Genomic DNA, 19,785 nt, shown 5'->3' with positions numbered 1-19,785 from the left:
GCGCATGACCGTGTCCGGCCCGGGTGTGAGCGCGGCCCCGGCGGCCGAGGCCGGCGCCGAGCCGGTCGAGCCCGCCGCCGGCCGCCCACGGTCGTGGGTCCCCGGCCCCGCGTGGCGTGCGCTGCGCCGTCGGTGGCGCCGGTCCCTGCGGCTGCGCACGGCGGTGCTCGCGGCCCTGCTCTCGATCCTCGCGGGCCTCGTGGTCGCCGCGTTCCTGACGCAGCAGATCACCCAGGCACTCTTCGAGGCCCGCTACGAGCAGGTCCAGGCCGAGGCTCGCCGTGGCCTGAGCCAGGTGCGCGAGACGTTCGCGCAGACCACCGCCACGGACGCGCAGAGCACGGACGTGCTGGTGACCCAGACCCTGCGTGCCCTCGAGGGGGACTCGGGCACCACGATCCGCCGCCGCTACCACCTCGCCCCGCTGCCGGGCTCCGAGTCCGCGTACGTGGGGACGATCTCCTCCGCCGGTCTCGATCCCGCGGTGATCCCCCAGGAGCTGCAGGACGCGGTCGCCTCCGGGCCGGGCGTGTACGACGCGAGCGTGGCGCTGCCGGACCCCGGCGGCGGCACCCGGCCCGGCCTCGTGTTCGGCACCCAGGTGGTGCTGCCCCCGGGTGCCACCTACGGGCTCTACCTCGTCTACGACCTCGCGGACGTCCAGAGCTCGCTCGACTCGGTGCTCGGGGTGCTGCTGGTGTTCGGCGTCGGCTTCCTGGTGATCAACGTGCTGGTCTCGTGGTGGGTCTCGCGGCGTGTGACCCGGCCCGTGCAGCAGGCGGCCCGGGCGGCCGAGTCCCTCTCGAGCGGCAACCTGGCCGTGCGGATGCCGGTCGACGGTGAGGACGAGATGGCCCGCCTGGGCATGTCCTTCAACCGGATGGCGGACAGCATCCAGGACCAGATCGGCCAGCTCGCCCAGCTGTCCCAGATGCAGCAGCGGTTCGTCTCGGACGTCTCCCATGAACTGCGCACGCCGCTGACGACCGTGCGGATGGCGGCCGACGTGCTGTACGGCTCGCGTGAGGACTTCGACCCGGTCAGCCGACGCTCGACCGAGCTGCTCTACCACCAGGTGGACCGCTTCCAGGCCATGCTCGCGGACCTGCTGGAGATCACCCGGTTCGACGCCGGCGCCGCCACCCCAGCCCTCGAGGCCACGGACATGCTCGAGCTGGCCCGCGACGTCGTGCTCACCTCTCAGCCGTTGGCCGATCAGAGCGGCGTGCCCGTGTACGTGGTGCCCATGGACCGGGACCGCGCCGACGGCCACGTCGCCTGGGTCGACCCGCGGCGGATCGAACGGATCCTGCGCAACCTGGTGAACAACGCGATCGAGCACGCCGAGGGCCGGCCGGTGGACGTGCTCGTGGCGGCCGACGAGGAGGCCGTCACGTTCGCCGTCGTGGACCACGGCATCGGCATGAGCCCCGAGCAGGTGCAGCGCGTGTTCGACCGGTTCTGGCGGGCCGACCCCTCACGCAAGCGCACCACCGGCGGGTCCGGACTGGGTCTGGCGATCGCCACCGAGGACACCCGGCTGCACGGCGGCCGGCTCGAGGCGTGGGGCGAGCTGGGGGAGGGGTCCACCTTCATGGTGACCCTGCCGCGGGCGCCGCGCCCGGCCGCGCAGGGCGCGGAGGCCCCCGAACCGATCGGCCGCTCCGTGCTGCCCATCCCGCCCCGCTACAGCACGGCGGACCGCCGGTACGCCGATGACCTGTCCCGACCCGTCCCGCAGGAGGCGGACGCCGACGCCGACGCCGTCGGCAGGGTCGCGGACGTCGCCGCCACGGCCGCGGACGCCCCGCCGTGCGCGCGCCAGGACGAGCAGGCCCTGACCGCACCGACCCGGCCGGTGCGCAGGGTCCCTCCGGGGGATCCCGCCGACGGGCCGGCCGCCGGGGACCGGACCGGCGAGGATGCGGCAGAGGAGGCCCGATGACCACCGTGGATCCGCAGCCGCCCCGTCCGCCGCGTGTCGCCGTCGTCGCGGTGATCGTCGCCCTGGTGCTCGCCCTCAGCGGCTGCACCCAGATCCCCCAGAGCTCCGAAGTGCGCAGTGCCGACCCGGTCGACGGGGCCGGCGCGGCCGCCGACGCGCCGCAGTTCCATCCGCCGGGACCCGCCGAGTCGGACACGGCGGAGGAGGCCATCCGGGGCTTCCTGCTCGCGGGCACGAGCCCGCAGGACGACTACGCGGTGGCGCGCGAGTTCCTCGACGGCCCCGCGGCCACCCAGTGGACGCCCGGGCAGCGCACCCTCGTGTACTCGGCGGAGCCGCGCATCACCCGGGGCGACGGCGACGGGGACTATCAGGTCCTGGTCGAGGTCGACTCGGAGATCGACGAGTACGGCCTGCGGACCATCGCGCCGCCGGGGACCACGCGGGCCTGGGCCGTCACGGTGCAGGAACGGCCGCAGGGCATGCGGATCACGTCCACGGAGAACGGCACGCTGCTCTCCCAGGCGCAGTTCGGACAGCTGTTCGCCCCGCACGAGCTCGCCTTCTACGACACCGCGAAGCGCTACGTCGTGCCGGACGTGCGGTGGTTCGTCAATCGGGGCACCACCGTGACCGCGGTGACGCGAGCGCTCCTGCGCGGGCCGGCACCGTATCTGGCCGGGGCGGTGGAGACGGCCTTCCCGCTGCGCACCGGCACCGACCTGGCCGCGCCCACGGTGCGCGTCGACGACGACGGCGTGGCCCACGTCGACCTCACCCAGGCGGCCGCCGAGGGGGCCGACGCCGAGCGGCGGCACCGCATGCGGGAGCAGCTGGAGCTGACCCTGAGGGGCCTCCAGTCGGTCAAGGAGGTCGAGGTGACCGTCGCCGGTGCCCAGCTGTCCACGTCGGGAGACGACGGCCCCGCCCCGGTCCAGACCGACCCCGCCGTCGGATCGGTCCAGGTGGGCATCGACGCGGCGACGGGCGGACTCGTGTACGTGCAGGGGACCAGCGTCACGCCGGTGGGCGGCGCTCCGGACGTCACCGCGCTCGATCCGGTCCGCCCGACGATGTCCGGCGACCGCAGCCGATTCGCGTTCGTCACCCGTGACCGGACGGCGGTCCACGTCGCCGGCACGGACGGCTCCCTGCGGGAGGTGCTGCGCGGCACCGGGCTCACCGTCCCGTCGCTGGACCTCCTGGGCTGGGTGTGGGCGGCCGACCGGGGCACGACCTCGCGGATCCGCGCCGTCTCGGCCCAGCCCGGCGGGCAGGAGCGCATCGTGACGGCCACCTGGCTGCGGCCCGGCGAGCGGATCGTCGACCTGCGGTTGTCGCGGAGTGGGGCCCGGGCCGCGATGCTCGTCGACGACGGCCAGCGGACCACCCTGCGCGTGTCCGGCGTCGTGCGCGGTTCGAAAGGGGTGCCGAACGCCCTGACCGAGCCGATCCTGCTGCCCTCCTCCGGGTCGGAGGACTCGGTGGAGTGGGCCGGAGACACGAACCTGCTCGTCTCGGCGTACGCCGAGAAGCCCGACGAGCGCGTGGTGCCGCGGATCGTCTCGGTCGATGGCACCGTCCGGGAGCTCAACCCGCTGGGCGGTCTGCGGGGGATCTCCGTCGGCGACGACGGCGCCTACTACGCGGAGACGGACGAGTTCGTGTTCCTGCTGGTGGGCTCCTCGTGGCGGGCGCAGGAGCTCGACCGCGGGGTGCGCGACCTCTCGTTCCCAGACTGATCCGAGCCCGCGCCCGCCGCCCCGTCGTCCACTCCTGCACAGCCGCCCCGTCCCGCACAGCGGCTCGCCCCGGCGCCCGGACGGCGGCGGCGTGCGGTGGACTCGTCGCATGCGCACCCCGCCGTCCTCCCCGTCCCCGCCGTCGGTGTTCGGCACCCTCGGTCGGGCCCTGGCCGACCTGGTCCTGCCCGCCGAGTGCGCGGTGTGCGCCGCGCCGGGCCACCGGCTCTGCCCGGCCTGCGCGGAGGGACTGACCGCCGCCCTGTCCCGGCCCTTCCGGGCGGAGCAGGACGCCCCGACCCTGCCCTTGGGCCCCGGCGGCGCTCCGCTGCCGGTGATGGCGGCCGGGCGCTACGCAGACCCGCTGGCGGCCGCCGTGCTCGCGTTCAAGGACCATCACGCGCTGCACCTGCGCGGCGTGCTGGGCGAGGCCCTGTGCCGGACCGTCGCCGCGGCGCGTCTCGAGCCGGACCTGCCCGGGGCGCGGCACGCCCTGCTCGTCCCGGTCCCGGGCGGCGCGGTCGGATTCCGACGGCGCGGCTACGACCCGCTCGCCGAGCTCACCCGGGCGCTGCCGGCGCCGTGGCTGGTCTCCGACGCCGTCCGTGCTCGCCTGCTGCCCCGCGCCAGCACGCTCCGGGGCGGCGGCCCGTCCCACGCGGGCGCCGGGGCGGGCCAGCGCCGCCGGCGGGCCCGGGACTGGCGCGTCGTCGCCGGGCGGCTGCCGGCCGGCGCGCCCGTCCTGCTCGTGGACGACGTCCTCACCACCGGTGCCACCCTCGCCGCGCTCGCGGAGGCGGTGCGCCGCGCCGGCGGGCACCCCGTCGGGGCCGTCGTGCTCGCGGCCGTGGCCCCGCCGCGGGACCCCGCCGAGCCTGGCCCCCGGCCAGGCCCCCGGGTAGGGTGAACGGCACGGAATCGCCCCTACGGTTCCCGTCCTGCCGACGGCTGGAAGGAGGTCGCCCCCTCGGACCCGACGCCCCCCTGCGGACGCGACACCGAGGCGCACCTCCCCTCCCGAGGCCGGACCCGTGAGAGTCGGACCAGGAGGACGCCATGACCATGGATGTCAGCTACATCGCCCGCAACATCAGCCTCTCGGAGAGCTTCCGCGACCACGTCGTCGAGCGCACCGAGCGCCTCCAGCGGCTCGCCGAGGGCGCCGACACGCTCGAGGTCCGCGTGACGAAGGAATCCCACCACAAGCACTCAGACGAGGCGGTCCGCGTGGAACTGACGGTCCGCGGCCCGCGGGACGTCGTGCGGGCTGAGGCCGCCGCGGACGACGAGCTGGCAGCCTTCGACAAAGCCGCCGCCCGACTGACCGAGCGCCTGCGGCGCCTGCGCGACCGGCGCAAGGACCGTCGCCGCGGCAAGCTCGGCGCCTCCCGCGGCGCGGGCGAGGTCGGCTTCGTGCCACCGCTGCCGCCGTCGGGCGCCGCGCTGGCCGCGGAGGACGCCTCCGCGCAGGACGCCCCCGAGGCGGGCACCCCGGTGCGCATCCGGCAGAAGGCGTTCCCCGCGACCCCCATGAGCGTGGACGACGCCGTGGACGCGATGGAGCTGGTCGGCCACGACTTCTACCTCTTCCAGAACGCCGAGACCGGCGTGCCCTCCGTCGTCTACCGCCGCCGAGGCTGGAGCTACGGCGTGATCCGCCTGGACGAGTCCCTCCCTCAGGATCACGTCTCCGCCTCCGAGGGGGAGCAGGCATACCAGACGCGGGAGGACTGACCGCCCCGCCGACGTCGACCACGACCTGCTGACGCCGCGACGCCCCTCCCCTCCGGGACGGGCGCCGCGGCCCGTCCGGACTCGGCCCGTACACTGTCCCGGAGACCGCGCCACGGCCGCGCGCGAGGGGCATCCCGTCCCGCCCCGGCCACACCGCAAGGGAGCAGAGAACCAGTGCCTTCGATCATCGACCGCGTCCTGAAGATCTCGGACAACCGCGTCCTCAAGCGCATGCAGGCCACGGTGGACGCCGTGAACCTCCTCGAGGACGACTTCCGGGCGCTCAGCGACGCGGAGCTGCGTGCCGAGACGGACACGCTCCGGGCCCGGCATGCGGACGGCGAGTCGTTGGACCTGCTCCTGCCGGAGGCCTTCGCCGCGGTCCGCGAGGCCGCGGGACGCACGCTCGGCCAGCGGCACTACGACGTCCAGCTGCTCGGCGGCATCGCGCTGCACCAGGGCAACATCGCGGAGATGAAGACCGGCGAGGGCAAGACCCTCGTGGCCACCGCTCCGGCCTACCTCAACGCGCTGTCCGGCAGGGGCGTGCACGTGGTGACGGTCAACGACTTCCTCGCCTCCTACCAGGCCGACCTCATGGGCCGCGTGTTCCGCTTCCTCGGCATGCAGACGGGCGTCATCGTGGCGGGCCAGACCCCGGCCGTACGGCGCGAGCAGTACGCCGCGGACATCACCTACGGCACGAACAACGAGTTCGGCTTCGACTTCCTCCGCGACAACATGGCCTGGTCCCTCGACGAGCTCGTGCAGCGTGAGCACCACTACGCGATCGTCGACGAGGTGGACTCGATCCTCATCGACGAGGCCCGCACCCCGCTGATCATCTCCGGCCCCGCCCAGGGCGAGGCCAACCGGTGGTACGGCGAGTTCGCCCGGCTGGTGCGCCGCCTCGAGGCGAACACGGACTACGAGGTGGACCACAAGAAGCGCACCGTCGGCATCCTCGGCCCCGGCATCGAGAAGGTCGAGGACCACCTCGGCATCACGAACCTGTACGAGACGCAGAACACCACGCTCATCCAGTTCCTGAACAACGCGGTCAAGGCCAAGGAGCTGTTCAAGCGGGACAAGGACTACGTGGTCCTCGACGGCGAGGTGCAGATCGTCGACGAGCACACGGGCCGCGTGCTCAAGGGACGCCGCTACAACGAGGGGCTCCACCAGGCCATCGAGGCCAAGGAGGGCGTGGAGGTCAAGCCCGAGAACCAGACGCTGGCCACGGTGACCCTGCAGAACTACTTCCGCGGCTACGAGAAGCTCGCCGGCATGACGGGCACCGCCGAGACGGAGGCCGCCGAGTTCACGTCGACCTACGGCCTCGGCGTCGTCGTGATCCCGCCGAACCGGGAGCCACAGCGTGTGGACCGCAACGACGTGGTGTACAAGAACGAGAAGGTCAAGTTCGACGCCGTCGTCGACGACATCGCCGAGCGGCACGCGAAGGGCCAGCCGGTCCTGGTGGGCACCACCTCGGTGGAGAAGTCCGAGTACCTCTCCACGCTGCTGGCCAAGCGCGGCGTCCGCCACGAGGTCCTGAACGCGAAGAACCACGCTCGCGAGGCCGCCATCGTGGCGCAGGCGGGCCGCCCGGGCGCCGTCACCGTGGCCACCAACATGGCCGGCCGCGGCACCGACATCATGCTCGGCGGCAACGCCGAGTTCACGGCGGTGGCCCGCATGCAGGAGCTGGGCCTCGACGCCGCCGAGGACCCGGAGGCGTACGAGGCCCGCTGGCCCGAGGTGCTGGCGCAGGCCGAGGCCGCCGTGGAGGACGCGCACCGCGCGGTCATCGAGGCCGGCGGCCTGTACGTGGTGGGCACCGAGCGCCACGACTCGCGCCGCATCGACAACCAGCTGCGCGGTCGTTCCGGCCGTCAGGGCGACCCGGGCGAGTCCCGGTTCTACCTCTCCCTCACGGACGAGCTCATGCGCAACTTCAACCCGGGCGTGGCCCAGCGGATCATGAACAGCCCGTCGATCCCGGACGACATGGCGCTCGAGTTCGGCTTCGTCTCGAAGGCGATCCAGAACGCGCAGGCGCAGGTCGAGGGGCGCAACGCCGAGCAGCGCAAGAACGTGCTCAAGTACGACGACGTGATGAACCGCCAGCGCGAGGCCATCTACACGGACCGCCGTTCCATCCTCGAGGGGGAGGACCTGCAGGACCGGGTGCGCCGCTTCGTGGAGGACGCCGTCGGGAACATCGTGGACGCGGCCACCGAGGAGGGCCACGCCACCGACTGGGACCTCGACCAGCTGTGGCGGGACCTGGCAGAGCTCTACCCCGTGGGCATCTCGCAGGAGGACGTCCTCGACGAGGTCGGCGGCCGGGGCCGGCTCAAGGCCGAGGTCCTCAAGCGCGAACTCGTCTCCGATGCGCTCCTGGCGTACGAGGACCGGGAGGCGCAGGTGGGGTCCGAGGCGCTGCGGGAGGCGGAGCGTCGCGTGGTGCTCGCCACCATCGGGCGCCGCTGGCAGGAGCATCTCTACGAGATGGACTACCTCAAGGAGGGCATCGGGCTGCGCGCGATGGCCCAGCGCGAGCCCCTCGTGGAGTACCAGCGCGAGGGCTACACGATGTTCCAGAACATGCTCGCCGCCATCCGCGAGGACGCCGTGCGCACGCTGTTCCAGGCGCAGATCAGTGCGGCCCCCGCGTCGACGTCGCTGCCCGGCGTCCAGGACGCCCGCGCCGTGACGATGGCCCCGCAGATCTCCGTGGAGGGCATCGACGCCCCGCAGCAGCCGGCGCAGCTGCGTTTCACCGGTCCGTCCGAGGACGGGCAGAGCGCGGTCACCCGCAGCGGCACGGACTCCGGCGCCACGGTCGCGGCGGGCACGAACCGCCGCTCCCGCCGTCAGGCGGAGCGCCGCGGCCGCCGCGGCTGACCGGCATCCCGCCACGACGCAGGACGAGGGCCCGCAGACCTCCAGGTCTCCGGGCCCTCGCTCGTCAGTCCGACGGGACGATCCGGCTCAGCCGATCTCGACCGACGTCACCTTCCACCGGCTGAGCCGCCGCTCGAGTCGGAGCGCGAAGGCCCGGGCCCGGCCCTCCCACAGCACCGTCGCGCTGGCCTCCACCCGGCCGGGCGCGACCTCGCACACGCGAGCACCCACCGGGCGGGGTGCGGACGCGGGCGTCCGGGGCGGGACGGCCGCGGAGGGCCGTCGACCGGGCCCGGTCGACGCGACGGCGCCCAGCAGCGCCATGCGACGGGTCAACTTGTCCAGGACCTCGGGCGAGAGCCAGGCGGAGAGGTCCCGCAGGGCACGGCGGCCCGTCTCGACCTCGACGCAGGCGACGGCGATCACGGCGGCGAGCGAGCGGACGCGGCGCAGCTCCTCGCGCCCCTGTTCGGTGCGGGCCCGCCGGGCGATCTCCTCACCGCGGGGCAGGACTGCGGGGCTGTGGGCGGGCCCGTGGAGGAGGGTGTCGGCGGTGCGCCGGTCGGAAGCGGCGCGGGGGCGGGTGGCGAGGGTGGTCATGGCGGTCTCCTGAGGACGAGGCGAAGCGGGGGAGTGCAGGGTCGTGGATGTCATGGCCGTGGTCCGTCCACGCCGGCGTGCGGGGTGAACACGGGGGAGGTCAGCACGGTGCCGGGCAGCAGCAGGTGCGGGTCGTCGCCGATCACCCGTCGGTTGGCCTCGTACCAGCGGCGCCAGCGGGCGTCGATCTCTCGGGGGGTCGCGTCCGGGCCGAGCTCGGCGGCGGCGAGGTGCCACAGGCAGTCGCCGCGCCGGACGGTGACGGTCGGGTGGTCCGGATCCGCACGGCCGGTGCCGGCGCCCGGTGGGGCCGGCGCCGGGGGCCGGGGCGTCCACGCGGCGTCCGGCGCCGGGGCCTCGACGCCGGTGGCGTGCGCAGGCACCGCAGCCACGGTCCAGGAGGCGTCCGGCACGGGATGAGCCGCGTCCGCCCACGCGGCCGGTGCCGCGAGCAGCTGGGCACCGACGACGGCGCCTGCCACGCGTCCGAGCAGGGCGGGAGTGAGGCTCCGGCCCAGGCGGGCCCAGGCCGGCCGACCCGCGCGGCGCCCCAGCGCGACGAGCGCCAGCCCGATCAGGCCCACCGCCCACCATGCGAGCAGTCCGAGCCCGGCGAGACCGGCACCGAGGCCCAGCACGCGGGTCAGTTCCGCCCCGGGCGCGCTGGTGCCCGTCTGCAGCAGCGCCGCGGCACAGGCGAGCAGACCGGGACCGGCCAGAAGCAGGACGGTGAGGCCGACGGCGTCCGCCGCGTCGACCGGACGGGTCGGGGCCGGGCCGGCCGGTGATGTCGAGCGCTCCATGGATTCCCCTCCTGTGCGTCCGTCCGGCCGGGATCCCGCGATCAGGCCGGTGATGATGATCACAGTGAACTGCACGGGCCGATAGGTGTCAAGAGTGATGTTTGATGATGTTTGATGACGACCGATGTCCGGCGCTGAGCCTCCTATGCTGAGCGCATGCGGTGGAACGGACTCTTCGACGACCTGGAGGCGCACTGGGCCGACCTCGGCTGGCAGGAGACGGTGGCCGAGGCCGCGGAGCTGACCCGAGCGGAGTGGATGGCGCTGTCCCTGGCCGACCGCCTGCGCGGAGCTCGAGGGCGGCAGGTCCGGCTGCACCTGGCCTGGGGCGAGGTCGTGGACGGCGTGGTGCACACGGTGGGCCAGGGCTGGGTCGGCGTGCACGTCGACGGCTCGGGGTCGGCGATCGTCGCGGTGGACTGCGTGGCGGCCGTGGAGGCCGACCTGACCCGGGCCGCGGTCGCGCCCGAGCTCGCCGCGGCCGGCTGGGGGACGGTGCTGCGCGGCATCGCGCGGACGCGCCAGCCGGTGGCGGTGACGGGGCGCCTCGGCGCGGCACTGGCAGAGGGCACCGTGGACCGGGTCGGCGGCGACCACCTCGACATCGCCCGCCACCCGCGGGACGAGGCCCGGCGGGCCGCCGCCGTCCGCGGGCGGCTCGTCATCCCGTTCGGGGCGCTGGGGACGGTCCGGACCGCGCTGCGCCCCGCCTGAGCAGACCGTGTGGGCTCAGCGGGCCTGCGCGTCCGCCTCGGTCCACTCCCGGACGCGGGCGCGCGTCACTTCCTTCTGACGCTCCACGTAGTCCTCGAGCCAGGACACCTCGATGCGCCACTGACCGCGGCCCCCGACCTGGATGGCCTGCAGCTCACCCGAGCGGACCAGGGCACGGGCGGCCTGACCGGAGATGTTCAGGGTCTCCGCCACGTCGGTCAGGGTGAGAAAGCGCTGCACGGTGCTCCTTCGGTCGAGGCGTCCAGGACGGTCGCGGGCGGCCCACGACGTCGACCCATTCAACCCCGGGAACACCCGGAGGCGACACTTTTCCACAGCGTACGCGGCGGATCCGGCGATCCACGGCCGCGGCGGTTACCCTGGGCGCAGCGCGGAGGGGCCGACACCGACGGGGTGCCGGGGCCGCGGCGGCCCGAGAGGCCGGTCCGAAGGGGGGAACATCCGGTGTCCACGACCATGTCCGCGTCCGCCGAGGGCGGCCGTCTGCGCCGGCCCCGCTGGCGGGATCCCCGGCTCCTCGTCGGTCTCATGCTCGTCCTCGCCTCGATCGCCGGCGTCGTGGCGCTGGTCGCCTCCTCCCAGCGGACCGCCGCGTACTGGACGGCTGCGGAGGACCTGCCCCCGGGCACACCCATCGCGGCCGGGGACCTGCGGCCCGTGGAGGTGAACCTCAGCGAGGCCGGCGAGCGGTACCTCAGCGCCGATGCTCCGGCGCCCGAGGGGCGGATGGTCTCCGGGACGGTCCGGGCCGGCGAGCTGCTGCCGGCGGCGGCACTGGTGGACGCGGACCCGGACGGCCGTCGTCCCGTCGGGGTGGCCCTGGACGAGCCGCTGCCGTCCGGCGTGGGCGTGGGAGACCGCGTGGACGTCTGGGTGGCCATGCCCGCGGAGGGAGGCCGCGGCCATGCGGACCCGGCCCGGCTGGCCGAGGCGCTCGAGATCTCCGAGGTCACGGCGGAGCAGAACGGCTTCGGCGGCTCGGGCACCACCCGGGTACAGCTGCTGGCACCGGAGGAGACCCTGCCGCGCATCGTGGACGCGAAGGTCAAGGACGCGCGGGTCACCCTCGTGCCGGCCCACGGGGTGCGCTGACCGTGCGCATCGCCCTGGCCACCACCGTCCAGCCGGGCCTGGACCACATCGGCCCGCTCGAGCGGCACCAGACGGACATCACGGTCCTCCGCCGGGCCGAGGACCTCGCCGAGCTGCTCGCGATCGCCCGCTCCGGTCTCGTGGACGCGGTCCTCGTAGCCGGGGACACCGAGTCCCTCACCGCCGCCTTCCTGGAGGAGACGGCCCGGCTGCCCCGACCCGTGGGCGTGGCGGCGCTCAGCGAGGTTCGCACCGAGCGCCGTCGCCTCCGCAGCATGGGGGTGCCCTGCGTGCGCGCCGACGCCGACCCCGAGCAGATCGCGGCCGTCGTCGTGGAGTCCGCGAGCGCCGCCGCGGAGGGCCGCCGGCCGGAGACCTCGCACGGGGAGGACGCCGACCACGCCCGGGATCACGCCGAGGACCTCGACGACCTGCCGATCACCCTGGAGACGCTCGGCGCGGACGAGGTGCCCGGCCTCACGGACCCCTGGCGCGACGCCGACGAGCCCGACGACGCCGGGCCGGGCGCCGCCCCCGCCGCGGCCACCCCCGACGACGGCCCCGCCACCGCGGACGAGGGAGCCGACCCCGCACCCTCTCCGGAGGAGGGCGAACCGACCGCACCCGCGCGGGAGTCCCTGGTGACCGTGGTGTGGGGTCCCACCGGCGCCCCGGGACGCACCACCGTCGCCGTGAACCTCGCCGCCGAGCACGCCGTGGCCGGCCGGAACACGCTGCTGGTCGACCTGGACACGTACGGCCCCGCCGTCGGTGTGCACCTGGGGCTGACGGAGGAGTCGGCCGGCGTGGCGCGGGCCGTACGGCGGGCCGACCACGGCCGACTGGGCGCCGCCGACCTGGCGGCCGCGGGCGTCCGCGTCCGCGTCGCGGGCGCGGACCTGACGGTTCTGACGGGACTCACCCGCGTGGACCGGTGGCCCGAGCTGCGCCCCGCCGCCGTCACCGCGCTGATCGCGGCCGCCAGGGAACACTGGGACCGCGTGGTCGTCGACGTCGGGTTCGGTCTCGAACAGGACGAGGAGCTGTCCTTCGACGTGCCCGCCCCACAGCGCAACGGTGCGACCCTGGCGGCGCTCGCCGCGGCCGACGAGGTCATCGCGGTCGGCGGGCCGGACGCCGTCGCGCTGCCCCGCCTGGTCCGCGGGGTCGAGGAGCTGGCGGAGGCGGCCCCGGCGGCACGGTTGCGCGTCGTGGTCAACCGGCTCCGGCCCGCGGCCGCCGGCGTCGCCCCGCGAGGCCAGGTCGAGGCCGTCTGGAACCGCTACGCCTCGCCGGCCACGCCCCTGGAGGCGTTCCTGCCGTGGGACCCGGCCGCCGCGGACCCCGCGCTGCTCGCCGGCCAGGTGCTCGCCGAGGCCGCTCCGAACAGCCCGCTGCGTCGCGCCCTCGCCACGCTGGCCGGTGTCCCTGCCCGCCCCGCCCGCCGCGGACGGCACCGCGCACGGCCCTCGCAGACCATCGCCGCCGCGTCCTCCGACGCCGCCCGCGACGCCACGGACACGGGCCGCCCGGCACGTCGCCGTACCCTGATCCCATGGTCAGTTCGCTCGCGCAGGACCCCCTGACGTCGCACCCGGACATCGGAGACGAGGACCGCGCCTGGCTGCAGCGGCTCGTGGGGGACTGGCAGCTCGTGGCAGACCTGGCGCTCGCGGACCTCGTGCTCTGGTGCCCCGTGCCCCGCCGCGACGAGGCCGGAGGGTTCGTCGCGCTCGCCCAGGTCCGGCCCTTCACCGCTCCCACCCTCTTCCACCGCGACATCGTGGGCTCGCGCGCCCGCGCGGACCTGCGGGCCGTCGTCGGGCAGACGTGGCATGGCGGGGAGCGGGCCGAGGGGACCGGCCCCGTCGAGGCCCCGGGAGGCACGCTGCAGGTGCGTCTGTGGCCGGTGGTCCGCGCCGGGAGGGTCATCGCGGTCGTCTCCGCGCACGCGGACCCGAACGGCCGGCCGGCGCGCTCGGTGATCGAGGAGAACTACAGCCGGACGGCCAGCACCCTGCTGGACATGATGCAGCACGGCCGCTGGCCGGCGCCCGAGGAGCCCTCCGGCCTCTGGGCGGGCGGCACGCCGCGGGTGGGGGACGGCCTCGTCGTGCTCGGGCCGGACTCGGTCGCCGAGTTCACCAGTCCCAACGCGGTCTCCGCCCTGCGCCGGCTGGGCATCGCCTCGACCCTCGAGGGGCACCGGCTCACCGACGTGCTGGCCAGCACCGAGGCCGCCCGCGTTCCCACCGACGAGGGGACGTGGGCGGTGCTCACCGGCCTGCGTGCCGGACGGCGGGAGGTGCAGTCCGGCGGGGCGTCCCTCACGGTGCGCTCCGTCCCCCTGCTCGGTCCGGACGGCTGGCAGGGGGCGCTGCTGCTGCTGCGCGACGTGACCGAGCTGCGCCGCCAGGAGCAGCGTCTGCTCACCAAGGACGCGACCATCCGCGAGATCCACCACCGCGTCAAGAACAACCTGCAGACCGTGGGATCGCTGCTGCGCATGCAGGCGCGGCGCACGTCCTCGCCCGAGGCGGAGCGTGCGCTGCGTCAGGCGATGCAGCGGGTGGACACGATCGCCCTCGTCCACCAGACGCTGAGCGAGGAGATCGAGGACCAGGTCCCCGTGGACGGTCTGCTGCAGCGGCAGTTCCGCCTGGCCGTCGAGGTGGCCGGGGACGGGCGGCCGCTGCAGGTCGCGGTCACGGGCGAGTTCGGTGAACTGCCCTCCCACGTGACCACGCCGCTGGCGCTGGTGCTCAATGAGCTGGCGGCCAACGCCGTCGAGCACGGCACGGCGCCGGGCGGTGGCTGCGTGGGCCTGCACGCCGACCGTGAGTCGACCCCCGCAGGAACGGTGCTGGTCGTGTCCGTGACGGACGGCGGCCCCGCCGCCCCCGACGGATGGGTGCCGGGGGAGTCTCCCCGCGCGGGCGAGGGATCGGGGCTCGGCCTGCGCATCGTGCACTCGCTCGTGGAGGGGGACCTGCGCGGCACCCTGCGCTGGGAGCGGTCCGACGACGGCGGCACGCGCGTCGTGCTGCGACTGCCCCTGACGTGAGCCCGGCCGGGCATGACGAGGGCCCCGTCGACGAGGTCGACGGGGCCGGTGGTCCGGGTGGGTCAGGAGGCGCGGCGGGCACGCGCCGCGCGGCGCTTCATGGCGCGCCGCTCGTCCTCGCTCATGCCGCCCCAGACGCCCGAGTCCTGGCCGGACTCCATGGCCCACTTCAGGCACGTGTCCACGACCTCACACGAGCGGCACACCGCCTTGGCCTCCTCGATCTGCAGGAGGGCGGGGCCGGTGTTGCCCACGGGGAAGAACAGCTCCGGGTCCTTGTCCAGGCACGCTGCTTTACTGCGCCAATCCATCGGTCCGCTCACTTTCTGTCGGAAGAGCCGGAGCCCGCGGGCGCCGGTGGTCACGGCCTCCGCCGGCGGCGGGCGCGGGGGCCTGCGCGGACGACGCGCGGCACGACCGATACGGAGGGCGACCCTGGTCATTGCAACGGGGACCGCTTTCGTACGAACGCGGCCCCCGGAAATCTTTCGCGTGCCATCCTCGCACGGCCCTCACGAGTGAACAAGAGGTGAATGAGGTGCATCACCGCACCTCCCAGTGAGTCCTTGGTCACACCCATGCCCGGGACGGCGCGTCGCCGCGGACCTGGTCCGCGCACCGCCCGGCGTACGGTGGGGGACACGTCCGTCCCCGCAGCCGTCCCGCAGGAGAGGCCCCATGGCACAGTCCCGCCGCCCCGACCCCGTCGCCCCGTCCGAGTCGTCGGGCGCCGACGCGACGACGGTCCCGCCCCGCCCCGGCCGGGGCCTGCCGGTGGCCGTCCTCGTGGTCGCCGCGGCGCTCGTGCTCGAGGCGGGCGCGCTCCTCTGGCTCGCCGTGGACGCGGTGGTGCATGCGGCGGACGGGGTGCTCCCGGCCGGCGCCCGCGTGATGCTGGTCGTCATCTACGCGCTGCTCACCCTGTGGATCCTTGCGACCGCCGTCGCCCTGCTGCGCGGTCGGGCGTGGAGCCGCGGCGCCGCCGTCGCGATCCAGCTCTTCGGTGTGCTCCTGTCCTCGTGGCTCTTCAGCGTGGACGCCGCCGCTCTGGGTGGGCCGCTGCTCGCGGTCTCCGGCGTCGCGCTGCTCACCCTCTTCACGACGCCGGTCACCCGGCATCTCACCCCCGCCCCGGAGGCCTCGACGGACGCCTGAGCCCCGCCCCGACGACGACGGCGCGCCCCCGGCCAGGGGCGCGCCGTCGTCGTCATCGGGGCCGTGGTCAGTTCACCGGGCCGGTGAACTTCTCGCCGGGGCCCTTGCCCGGGGCGTCCGGGAACGGGGAGGCCTCACGGAACGCCAGCTGCAGCGAGCGCAGCCCGTCGCGCAGCGGTCCGGCGTGCTGGCTGCCGATCTCGGGGGCCGCGGCCGTGACCAGCCCGGCGAGGGCCGTGATGAGCTTGCGGGCCTCGTCGAGATCGATGAGCTCGCGGGCGTCGGGGGAGTCGGCCAGGCCGCACTTGACGGCGGCGGCGGTCATCAGGTGCACGGCGGTGGTCGTGATGACCTCGACGGCGGGGACCTCGTGGATGTCGCGGATCTCGGCGGGGGCGTCCATGGGGGTGGCGTCCTGGGCCTGACGTTCGTCTGTCATGGTGGTAAGCTTCCCATAGACCACTCGTGGTCCGCGCAAGACCTCGTCATCCGGCGACCCCGGGGCGGGCATGCACGGGCCAGGAGCAGCAAAGTGGAGGCCTCTCTCCCACCCGCGTCAGCAGGATGTCCGGTTCGCCCCGGGCCGAGTTGCCGGGTCGCCGGTCGGGACCGCCGCGTCGTGGCGCGCAGCCCGCACCGAGGGTCCCGTCCGACGGGATCGTGTCGAGGCCTCCGTCTGCGTCCGCGCAGGGGAGGCCTTCCTCGTTTCCGAGGGCCCCTCCGGTGGGCGCGGGGTCACCCGTCGTCTCACACAGAGGAGTACCACCATCAGCGATCCCCGCATCAACGAGCGTATCCGCGTTCCGGAAGTCCGCCTGGTCGGCCCGAACGGCGAACAGGTCGGCATCGTCCGCGTCGAGGACGCCCTCCGGCTCGCCGCCGAGGCGGACCTGGATCTCGTGGAGGTGGCCCCCACGGCCAAGCCTCCGGTGTGCAAGCTGATGGATTTCGGCAAGTACAAGTACGAGGCCGCGGTGAAGGCCCGTGAGTCGCGCAAGAACCAGGTGAACACGGTCCTCAAGGAGGTCCGCTTCCGCCTGAAGATCGACAAGCACGACTACGAGACCAAGACCGGCCACGCCAAGAAGTTCCTGAGCCAGGGCGACAAGGTCAAGGCCATCATCCAGTTCCGCGGCCGTGAGCAGCAGCGTCCCGAACTCGGCATCAAGCTGCTGCAGCAGTTCGCCGAGGACGTCGCCGAGCTGGGCACCGTCGAATCGCAGCCGCGCCAGGACGGCCGCAACATGGTGATGGTGGTCGGCCCGCTGCGCACCAAGGCCGATGCGCGGGCGGACCAGCGCAAGAACTCGGCCGAGAGCCACCGCGAGCGTCAGGGCGGCGGTTCGCGTCGCGACCAGGCCGCCCGCGAGGCCAAGGAGCGCGCCGCGCAGAAGGCGGCGTCCGACTCCGCCCCGGTGCGGAATTCGGTCGGGGATGCGTTCCCCGAGCAGCTGAAGGCCATGGCCGCCCGGACGCAGGAGAACGCCTCCGCGGCCCCGGCCGAGACGACGCAGGCGCCGAAGACCCCGGCCCCGGCGGCTCCCCGCCCGGCCGCGGCCGCCCCGGCTGCGAAGCCGGCCGCGACGCCGAAGCCGCAGTCCTCGGCTGCGCCGGCTGCCACGCCGAAGCCGCGGTCCGCCGCCAAGCCGGCCGCGCCGTCGTCGGCTCCGAAGCCGGCGGCCAAGCCGATGCCGGCCCCGCCCAAGCCCGCCGCCCCCCGCGGCGGTGCCCCCAAGCCCGGTCCTCGGGCCTGACCCCCCGGGGTCGCCACAGACCAGCCCGGTCCGGACGGACCGGGGTGACCAGCACTGCCGTGCGCGCCGCGCACGGCAGCGATGAGTGAAGGAGAACGGCAGCCATGCCGAAGATGAAGACCCACAGCGGTGCCAAGAAGCGCTTCCGCGTGACCGGCTCCGGCAAGATCATGCGCCAGCAGGCGAACCGCCGCCACTACCTGGAGCACAAGTCCTCGCGCCTGACCCGCCGTCTCAAGGGCGACCAGCTCGTCTCCAAGGGCAGCATCAAGCAGATCAAGCGGATGCTCGGCATCTGACACCCCCCCGGCCTCGCCGGAACCCCTTCCTCCTCGGCCGTGACGCGCCAGTGCGCGCCCCGGGGACCACACAGATTGGAGTACGCACGTGGCACGTGTGAAGCGGGCAGTGAACGCCCACAAGAAGCGTCGGACCATGCTGGAGCGCGCCTCCGGCTACCGCGGCCAGCGGTCTCGCCTGTACCGCAAGGCGAAGGAGCAGATGCTCCACTCGTTCACCTACAACTACCAGCATCGCCACAAGCGCAAGGGTGACTTCCGTCGCCTGTGGATCACCCGCATCAACGCGGCCGCCCGCGCCAACGGCATGACCTACAACCGCTTCATGCAGGGCCTCAAGCTGGCCGGCGTCGAGGTGGACCGCCGCATGCTGGCCGAGATCGCCGTCTCCGACGCCGCGACCTTCGCCGTGCTGGTGAAGACCGCCCGCGAGGCGCTGCCCGCAGACGTGAACGCCCCCGCCGCCTCCCGCTGAGCCGGCTCCGGGGCCTTGAGGGCCCCCACCACCACGTCCCAGGCGTGAACACCACCGCCGACGGGGCGGGTCCTCCACCGAGGCCCGCCCCGTCGGCGTCTGCGCATCCGCAGCTGAGCCCCGACCAGAAAGACCCCATGACCCCGCACGCCGAGCCGATGACCCATCCCCGCGCCGAGCGCGTGCGCGCGGTGGCAGCCCTGGCGGGCCGCTCCGCCCGACGCCGGACGGGCACGTTCCTCGTCGAGGGGCCGCAGGCCTGCCGCGAGGCCCTGCGCGCCCACCTGGGGGAGGGGCCGGCGGCCGCCGCGGGGCAGTGGCGCGCGGGGCGGGTGCTGACCCAGGTGTACATGTCCGTCGGACTCGTGGACCGGGACCCCGCGCTGGCCGAGCTCGTGGCGCGCGTCCGGGACCGCCCGACGCCGGGTGGTGAGTGCGTCCTGGTGCGCCAGGCCAGCGACGAGGTGCTCACCGCCATGGCCGACGCCGTGACGGGGCAGGACATCGTCGCCGTGGCGCGGATGCCGGAGCCGCAGGCCGTCGAAGCGGTCCTCGAGGAGGCGCGCCTGGCCGCCGTGCTGTGCCGCGTGCAGGACCCGGGGAACGCCGGCACGGTCATCCGAGCCGCGGACGCGGCCGGGGCGGACGCGGTGGTCCTCACGCCGGGCTCCGTCGACCCGTTCAACCCCAAGGTGGTCCGGTCCACCGCCGGGTCGCTGTTCCACCTGCCCGTGGTCACCGCCGTCCCCGCAGAGGCGGCCGCGGCCGCCGCCCGGGCCGCAGGCCTGCAGGTGTGGGCCGCCGACGGCTACGGCTCGGATCGGCTCGACGCCCTCGCCCCCGGCGTGGTTGCCGCGCCGACCGCGTGGCTGTTCGGCAACGAAGCTCAGGGCCTGGACGACGGTGAGCTCGCACTGGCGGACCGCCGGGTGGCGGTGCCGCTGTATGGGGCCGCGGAGTCCCTGAACGTGGGGACCGCCGCCACGGTGTGCCTGTACTCGTCCGCGATGGCGGGGGCGCGGCGCGCCGGCTGACGTGGCGCACGAGGCGGCGCCAGCCGTCCGGACACGCAGAAGGGGCGGGGATCCGCGTGGATCCCCGCCCCTTCTGCGTGTCCGGGTCGAACCGGGCCGCTCAGCTCACTCAGGCACGGGTGCCGGTGCGGCGGGTGATGGCCTGCCACACGGCCGCGACGATGACACCACCGATGATCGCGAAGATCCAGGTGCCCAGACTGAAGAACTTCTCGTTCACGTTGATGTTGAACACCAGGGAGGCGATCCAGCCGCCGAGGAGAGCACCGACAATGCCGGTGAGGAGGGCGCCGAGCCAACCGCCGCCCTGACGTCCGGGGAGGATGGCGCGAGCGATGGCACCGGCGATGAGGCCGAGAACGATCCAGCCAATGAAGCCCATGATGATGATTCCTTTCAGGTTGCGAATCTGACGTACAAGGATGAACGTAGCAAGGGGTTTT

Annotated in this window: 20 protein-coding genes; 14 read left to right on the top strand and 6 right to left on the bottom strand. The window is 74.4% G+C overall.

Going from position 1 to position 19,785, the window contains the following annotated elements; all coding sequences use genetic code 11:
• Window positions 1-4 precede the first annotated feature (4 nt).
• The 5 genes from mtrB (at window position 5) to secA (ending at window position 8,331) form a co-directional block, all read left to right on the top strand.
• Window positions 5-1,945, top strand: a complete 1,941-nt coding sequence (gene mtrB, locus DE149_RS08860) for an MtrAB system histidine kinase MtrB (protein ID WP_113914380.1) — start codon at window positions 5-7, stop codon at window positions 1,943-1,945.
• Window positions 1,942-3,687 carry an LpqB family beta-propeller domain-containing protein gene (locus DE149_RS08855; RefSeq protein ID WP_113914379.1) on the top strand — a complete coding sequence of 582 codons (1,746 nt, stop codon included), beginning with the start codon at window positions 1,942-1,944 and terminating at the stop codon, window positions 3,685-3,687. Before mtrB ends, DE149_RS08855 begins: the two co-directional genes overlap by 4 nt.
• A 109-nt stretch (window positions 3,688-3,796) precedes the next feature.
• Entirely contained in the window at window positions 3,797-4,594 is a 798-nt protein-coding gene (locus DE149_RS08850; protein ID WP_036315999.1) for a ComF family protein, read from the top strand.
• Between the two features lie 149 nt (window positions 4,595-4,743).
• Window positions 4,744-5,421, top strand: a complete 678-nt coding sequence (gene hpf, locus DE149_RS08845) for a ribosome hibernation-promoting factor, HPF/YfiA family (RefSeq protein ID WP_036316002.1) — start codon at window positions 4,744-4,746, stop codon at window positions 5,419-5,421.
• Window positions 5,422-5,595: 174 nt separating this feature from the next.
• Window positions 5,596-8,331, top strand: a complete 2,736-nt coding sequence (gene secA, locus DE149_RS08840) for a preprotein translocase subunit SecA (RefSeq protein ID WP_101966048.1) — start codon at window positions 5,596-5,598, stop codon at window positions 8,329-8,331.
• Between the two features lie 87 nt (window positions 8,332-8,418).
• Here secA and DE149_RS08835 read toward each other — a convergent pair whose 3' ends face one another.
• Both DE149_RS08835 and DE149_RS08830 read right to left on the bottom strand, forming a co-directional pair.
• Window positions 8,419-8,931: an Rv3235 family protein gene (locus DE149_RS08835; protein WP_233490732.1), complete on the bottom strand. Its 513-nt coding sequence runs from the start codon at window positions 8,929-8,931 to the stop codon at window positions 8,419-8,421.
• Window positions 8,932-8,981: 50 nt separating this feature from the next.
• Window positions 8,982-9,734, bottom strand: a complete 753-nt coding sequence (locus DE149_RS08830) for a LysM peptidoglycan-binding domain-containing protein (protein ID WP_044659782.1) — start codon at window positions 9,732-9,734, stop codon at window positions 8,982-8,984.
• A gap of 156 nt (window positions 9,735-9,890) precedes the next feature.
• On the opposite strand from DE149_RS08830, the gene DE149_RS08825 reads away from it, so the two are divergent.
• On the top strand, window positions 9,891-10,448 hold the full coding sequence (locus DE149_RS08825) for a hypothetical protein (protein ID WP_049147319.1): 558 nt from the start codon (window positions 9,891-9,893) through the stop codon (window positions 10,446-10,448).
• Window positions 10,449-10,463: 15 nt separating this feature from the next.
• Here the strand turns inward: DE149_RS08825 and DE149_RS08820 are convergent, their stop codons facing one another.
• The gene (locus DE149_RS08820; RefSeq protein WP_049147317.1) at window positions 10,464-10,688 is read right to left on the bottom strand and encodes a helix-turn-helix domain-containing protein; all 225 of its coding nucleotides are present in this window, start codon (window positions 10,686-10,688) and stop codon (window positions 10,464-10,466) included.
• A gap of 225 nt (window positions 10,689-10,913) precedes the next feature.
• On the opposite strand from DE149_RS08820, the gene DE149_RS08815 reads away from it, so the two are divergent.
• From DE149_RS08815 to DE149_RS08805, 3 genes are read left to right on the top strand one after another with little or no spacing between them, the layout of a single operon-like run.
• Window positions 10,914-11,561 (top strand): SAF domain-containing protein, encoded by a 648-nt coding sequence (locus DE149_RS08815; RefSeq protein ID WP_113914377.1) that lies wholly within the window; start codon window positions 10,914-10,916, stop codon window positions 11,559-11,561.
• A gap of 2 nt (window positions 11,562-11,563) precedes the next feature.
• Window positions 11,564-13,147 carry a tyrosine-protein kinase family protein gene (locus DE149_RS08810; protein WP_113914376.1) on the top strand — a complete coding sequence of 528 codons (1,584 nt, stop codon included), beginning with the start codon at window positions 11,564-11,566 and terminating at the stop codon, window positions 13,145-13,147.
• On the top strand, window positions 13,117-14,625 hold the full coding sequence (locus tag DE149_RS08805) for a sensor histidine kinase (protein WP_113914375.1): 1,509 nt from the start codon (window positions 13,117-13,119) through the stop codon (window positions 14,623-14,625). The genes DE149_RS08810 and DE149_RS08805 overlap by 31 nt, the downstream gene beginning before the upstream one ends.
• Before the next feature lie 62 nt (window positions 14,626-14,687).
• Here the strand turns inward: DE149_RS08805 and DE149_RS08800 are convergent, their stop codons facing one another.
• Complete coding sequence (locus tag DE149_RS08800) at window positions 14,688-14,936, bottom strand: WhiB family transcriptional regulator (RefSeq protein WP_002854852.1); 249 nt, start codon at window positions 14,934-14,936, stop codon at window positions 14,688-14,690.
• A 367-nt stretch (window positions 14,937-15,303) separates the two neighbouring features.
• Between DE149_RS08800 and DE149_RS08795 the strand changes: the two genes are divergently transcribed.
• On the top strand, window positions 15,304-15,780 hold the full coding sequence (locus tag DE149_RS08795) for a hypothetical protein (protein WP_041105247.1): 477 nt from the start codon (window positions 15,304-15,306) through the stop codon (window positions 15,778-15,780).
• 67 nt (window positions 15,781-15,847) lie between these two features.
• On the opposite strand, the gene DE149_RS08790 is transcribed toward DE149_RS08795, so the two are convergent.
• Complete coding sequence (locus tag DE149_RS08790; RefSeq protein WP_036313345.1) at window positions 15,848-16,219, bottom strand: DUF1844 domain-containing protein; 372 nt, start codon at window positions 16,217-16,219, stop codon at window positions 15,848-15,850.
• Between the two features lie 328 nt (window positions 16,220-16,547).
• On the opposite strand from DE149_RS08790, the gene infC reads away from it, so the two are divergent.
• The 4 genes from infC to DE149_RS08770 all read left to right on the top strand — a co-directional run bounded on the left by infC (window position 16,548) and on the right by DE149_RS08770 (window position 19,342).
• The gene (infC, locus tag DE149_RS08785) at window positions 16,548-17,534 is read left to right on the top strand and encodes a translation initiation factor IF-3 (protein WP_049145980.1); all 987 of its coding nucleotides are present in this window, start codon (window positions 16,548-16,550) and stop codon (window positions 17,532-17,534) included.
• A 104-nt stretch (window positions 17,535-17,638) separates the two neighbouring features.
• Entirely contained in the window at window positions 17,639-17,833 is a 195-nt protein-coding gene (gene rpmI / locus DE149_RS08780) for a 50S ribosomal protein L35 (RefSeq protein WP_002853699.1), read from the top strand.
• Between the two features lie 88 nt (window positions 17,834-17,921).
• The gene (gene rplT, locus DE149_RS08775) at window positions 17,922-18,308 is read left to right on the top strand and encodes a 50S ribosomal protein L20 (protein ID WP_002853696.1); all 387 of its coding nucleotides are present in this window, start codon (window positions 17,922-17,924) and stop codon (window positions 18,306-18,308) included.
• 137 nt (window positions 18,309-18,445) lie between these two features.
• Window positions 18,446-19,342: an RNA methyltransferase gene (locus DE149_RS08770; protein WP_113914374.1), complete on the top strand. Its 897-nt coding sequence runs from the start codon at window positions 18,446-18,448 to the stop codon at window positions 19,340-19,342.
• Between the two features lie 109 nt (window positions 19,343-19,451).
• Here DE149_RS08770 and DE149_RS08765 read toward each other — a convergent pair whose 3' ends face one another.
• The gene (locus DE149_RS08765; protein WP_020624693.1) at window positions 19,452-19,724 is read right to left on the bottom strand and encodes a GlsB/YeaQ/YmgE family stress response membrane protein; all 273 of its coding nucleotides are present in this window, start codon (window positions 19,722-19,724) and stop codon (window positions 19,452-19,454) included.
• Window positions 19,725-19,785: the final 61 nt, after the last annotated feature.

It is taken from the genome of Micrococcus sp. KT16, assembly GCF_003315015.1.
Classification (GTDB): Bacteria; Actinomycetota; Actinomycetes; order Actinomycetales; family Micrococcaceae; genus Micrococcus; species Micrococcus luteus.
This window is presented reverse-complemented; position numbering and strand designations above follow the sequence as displayed.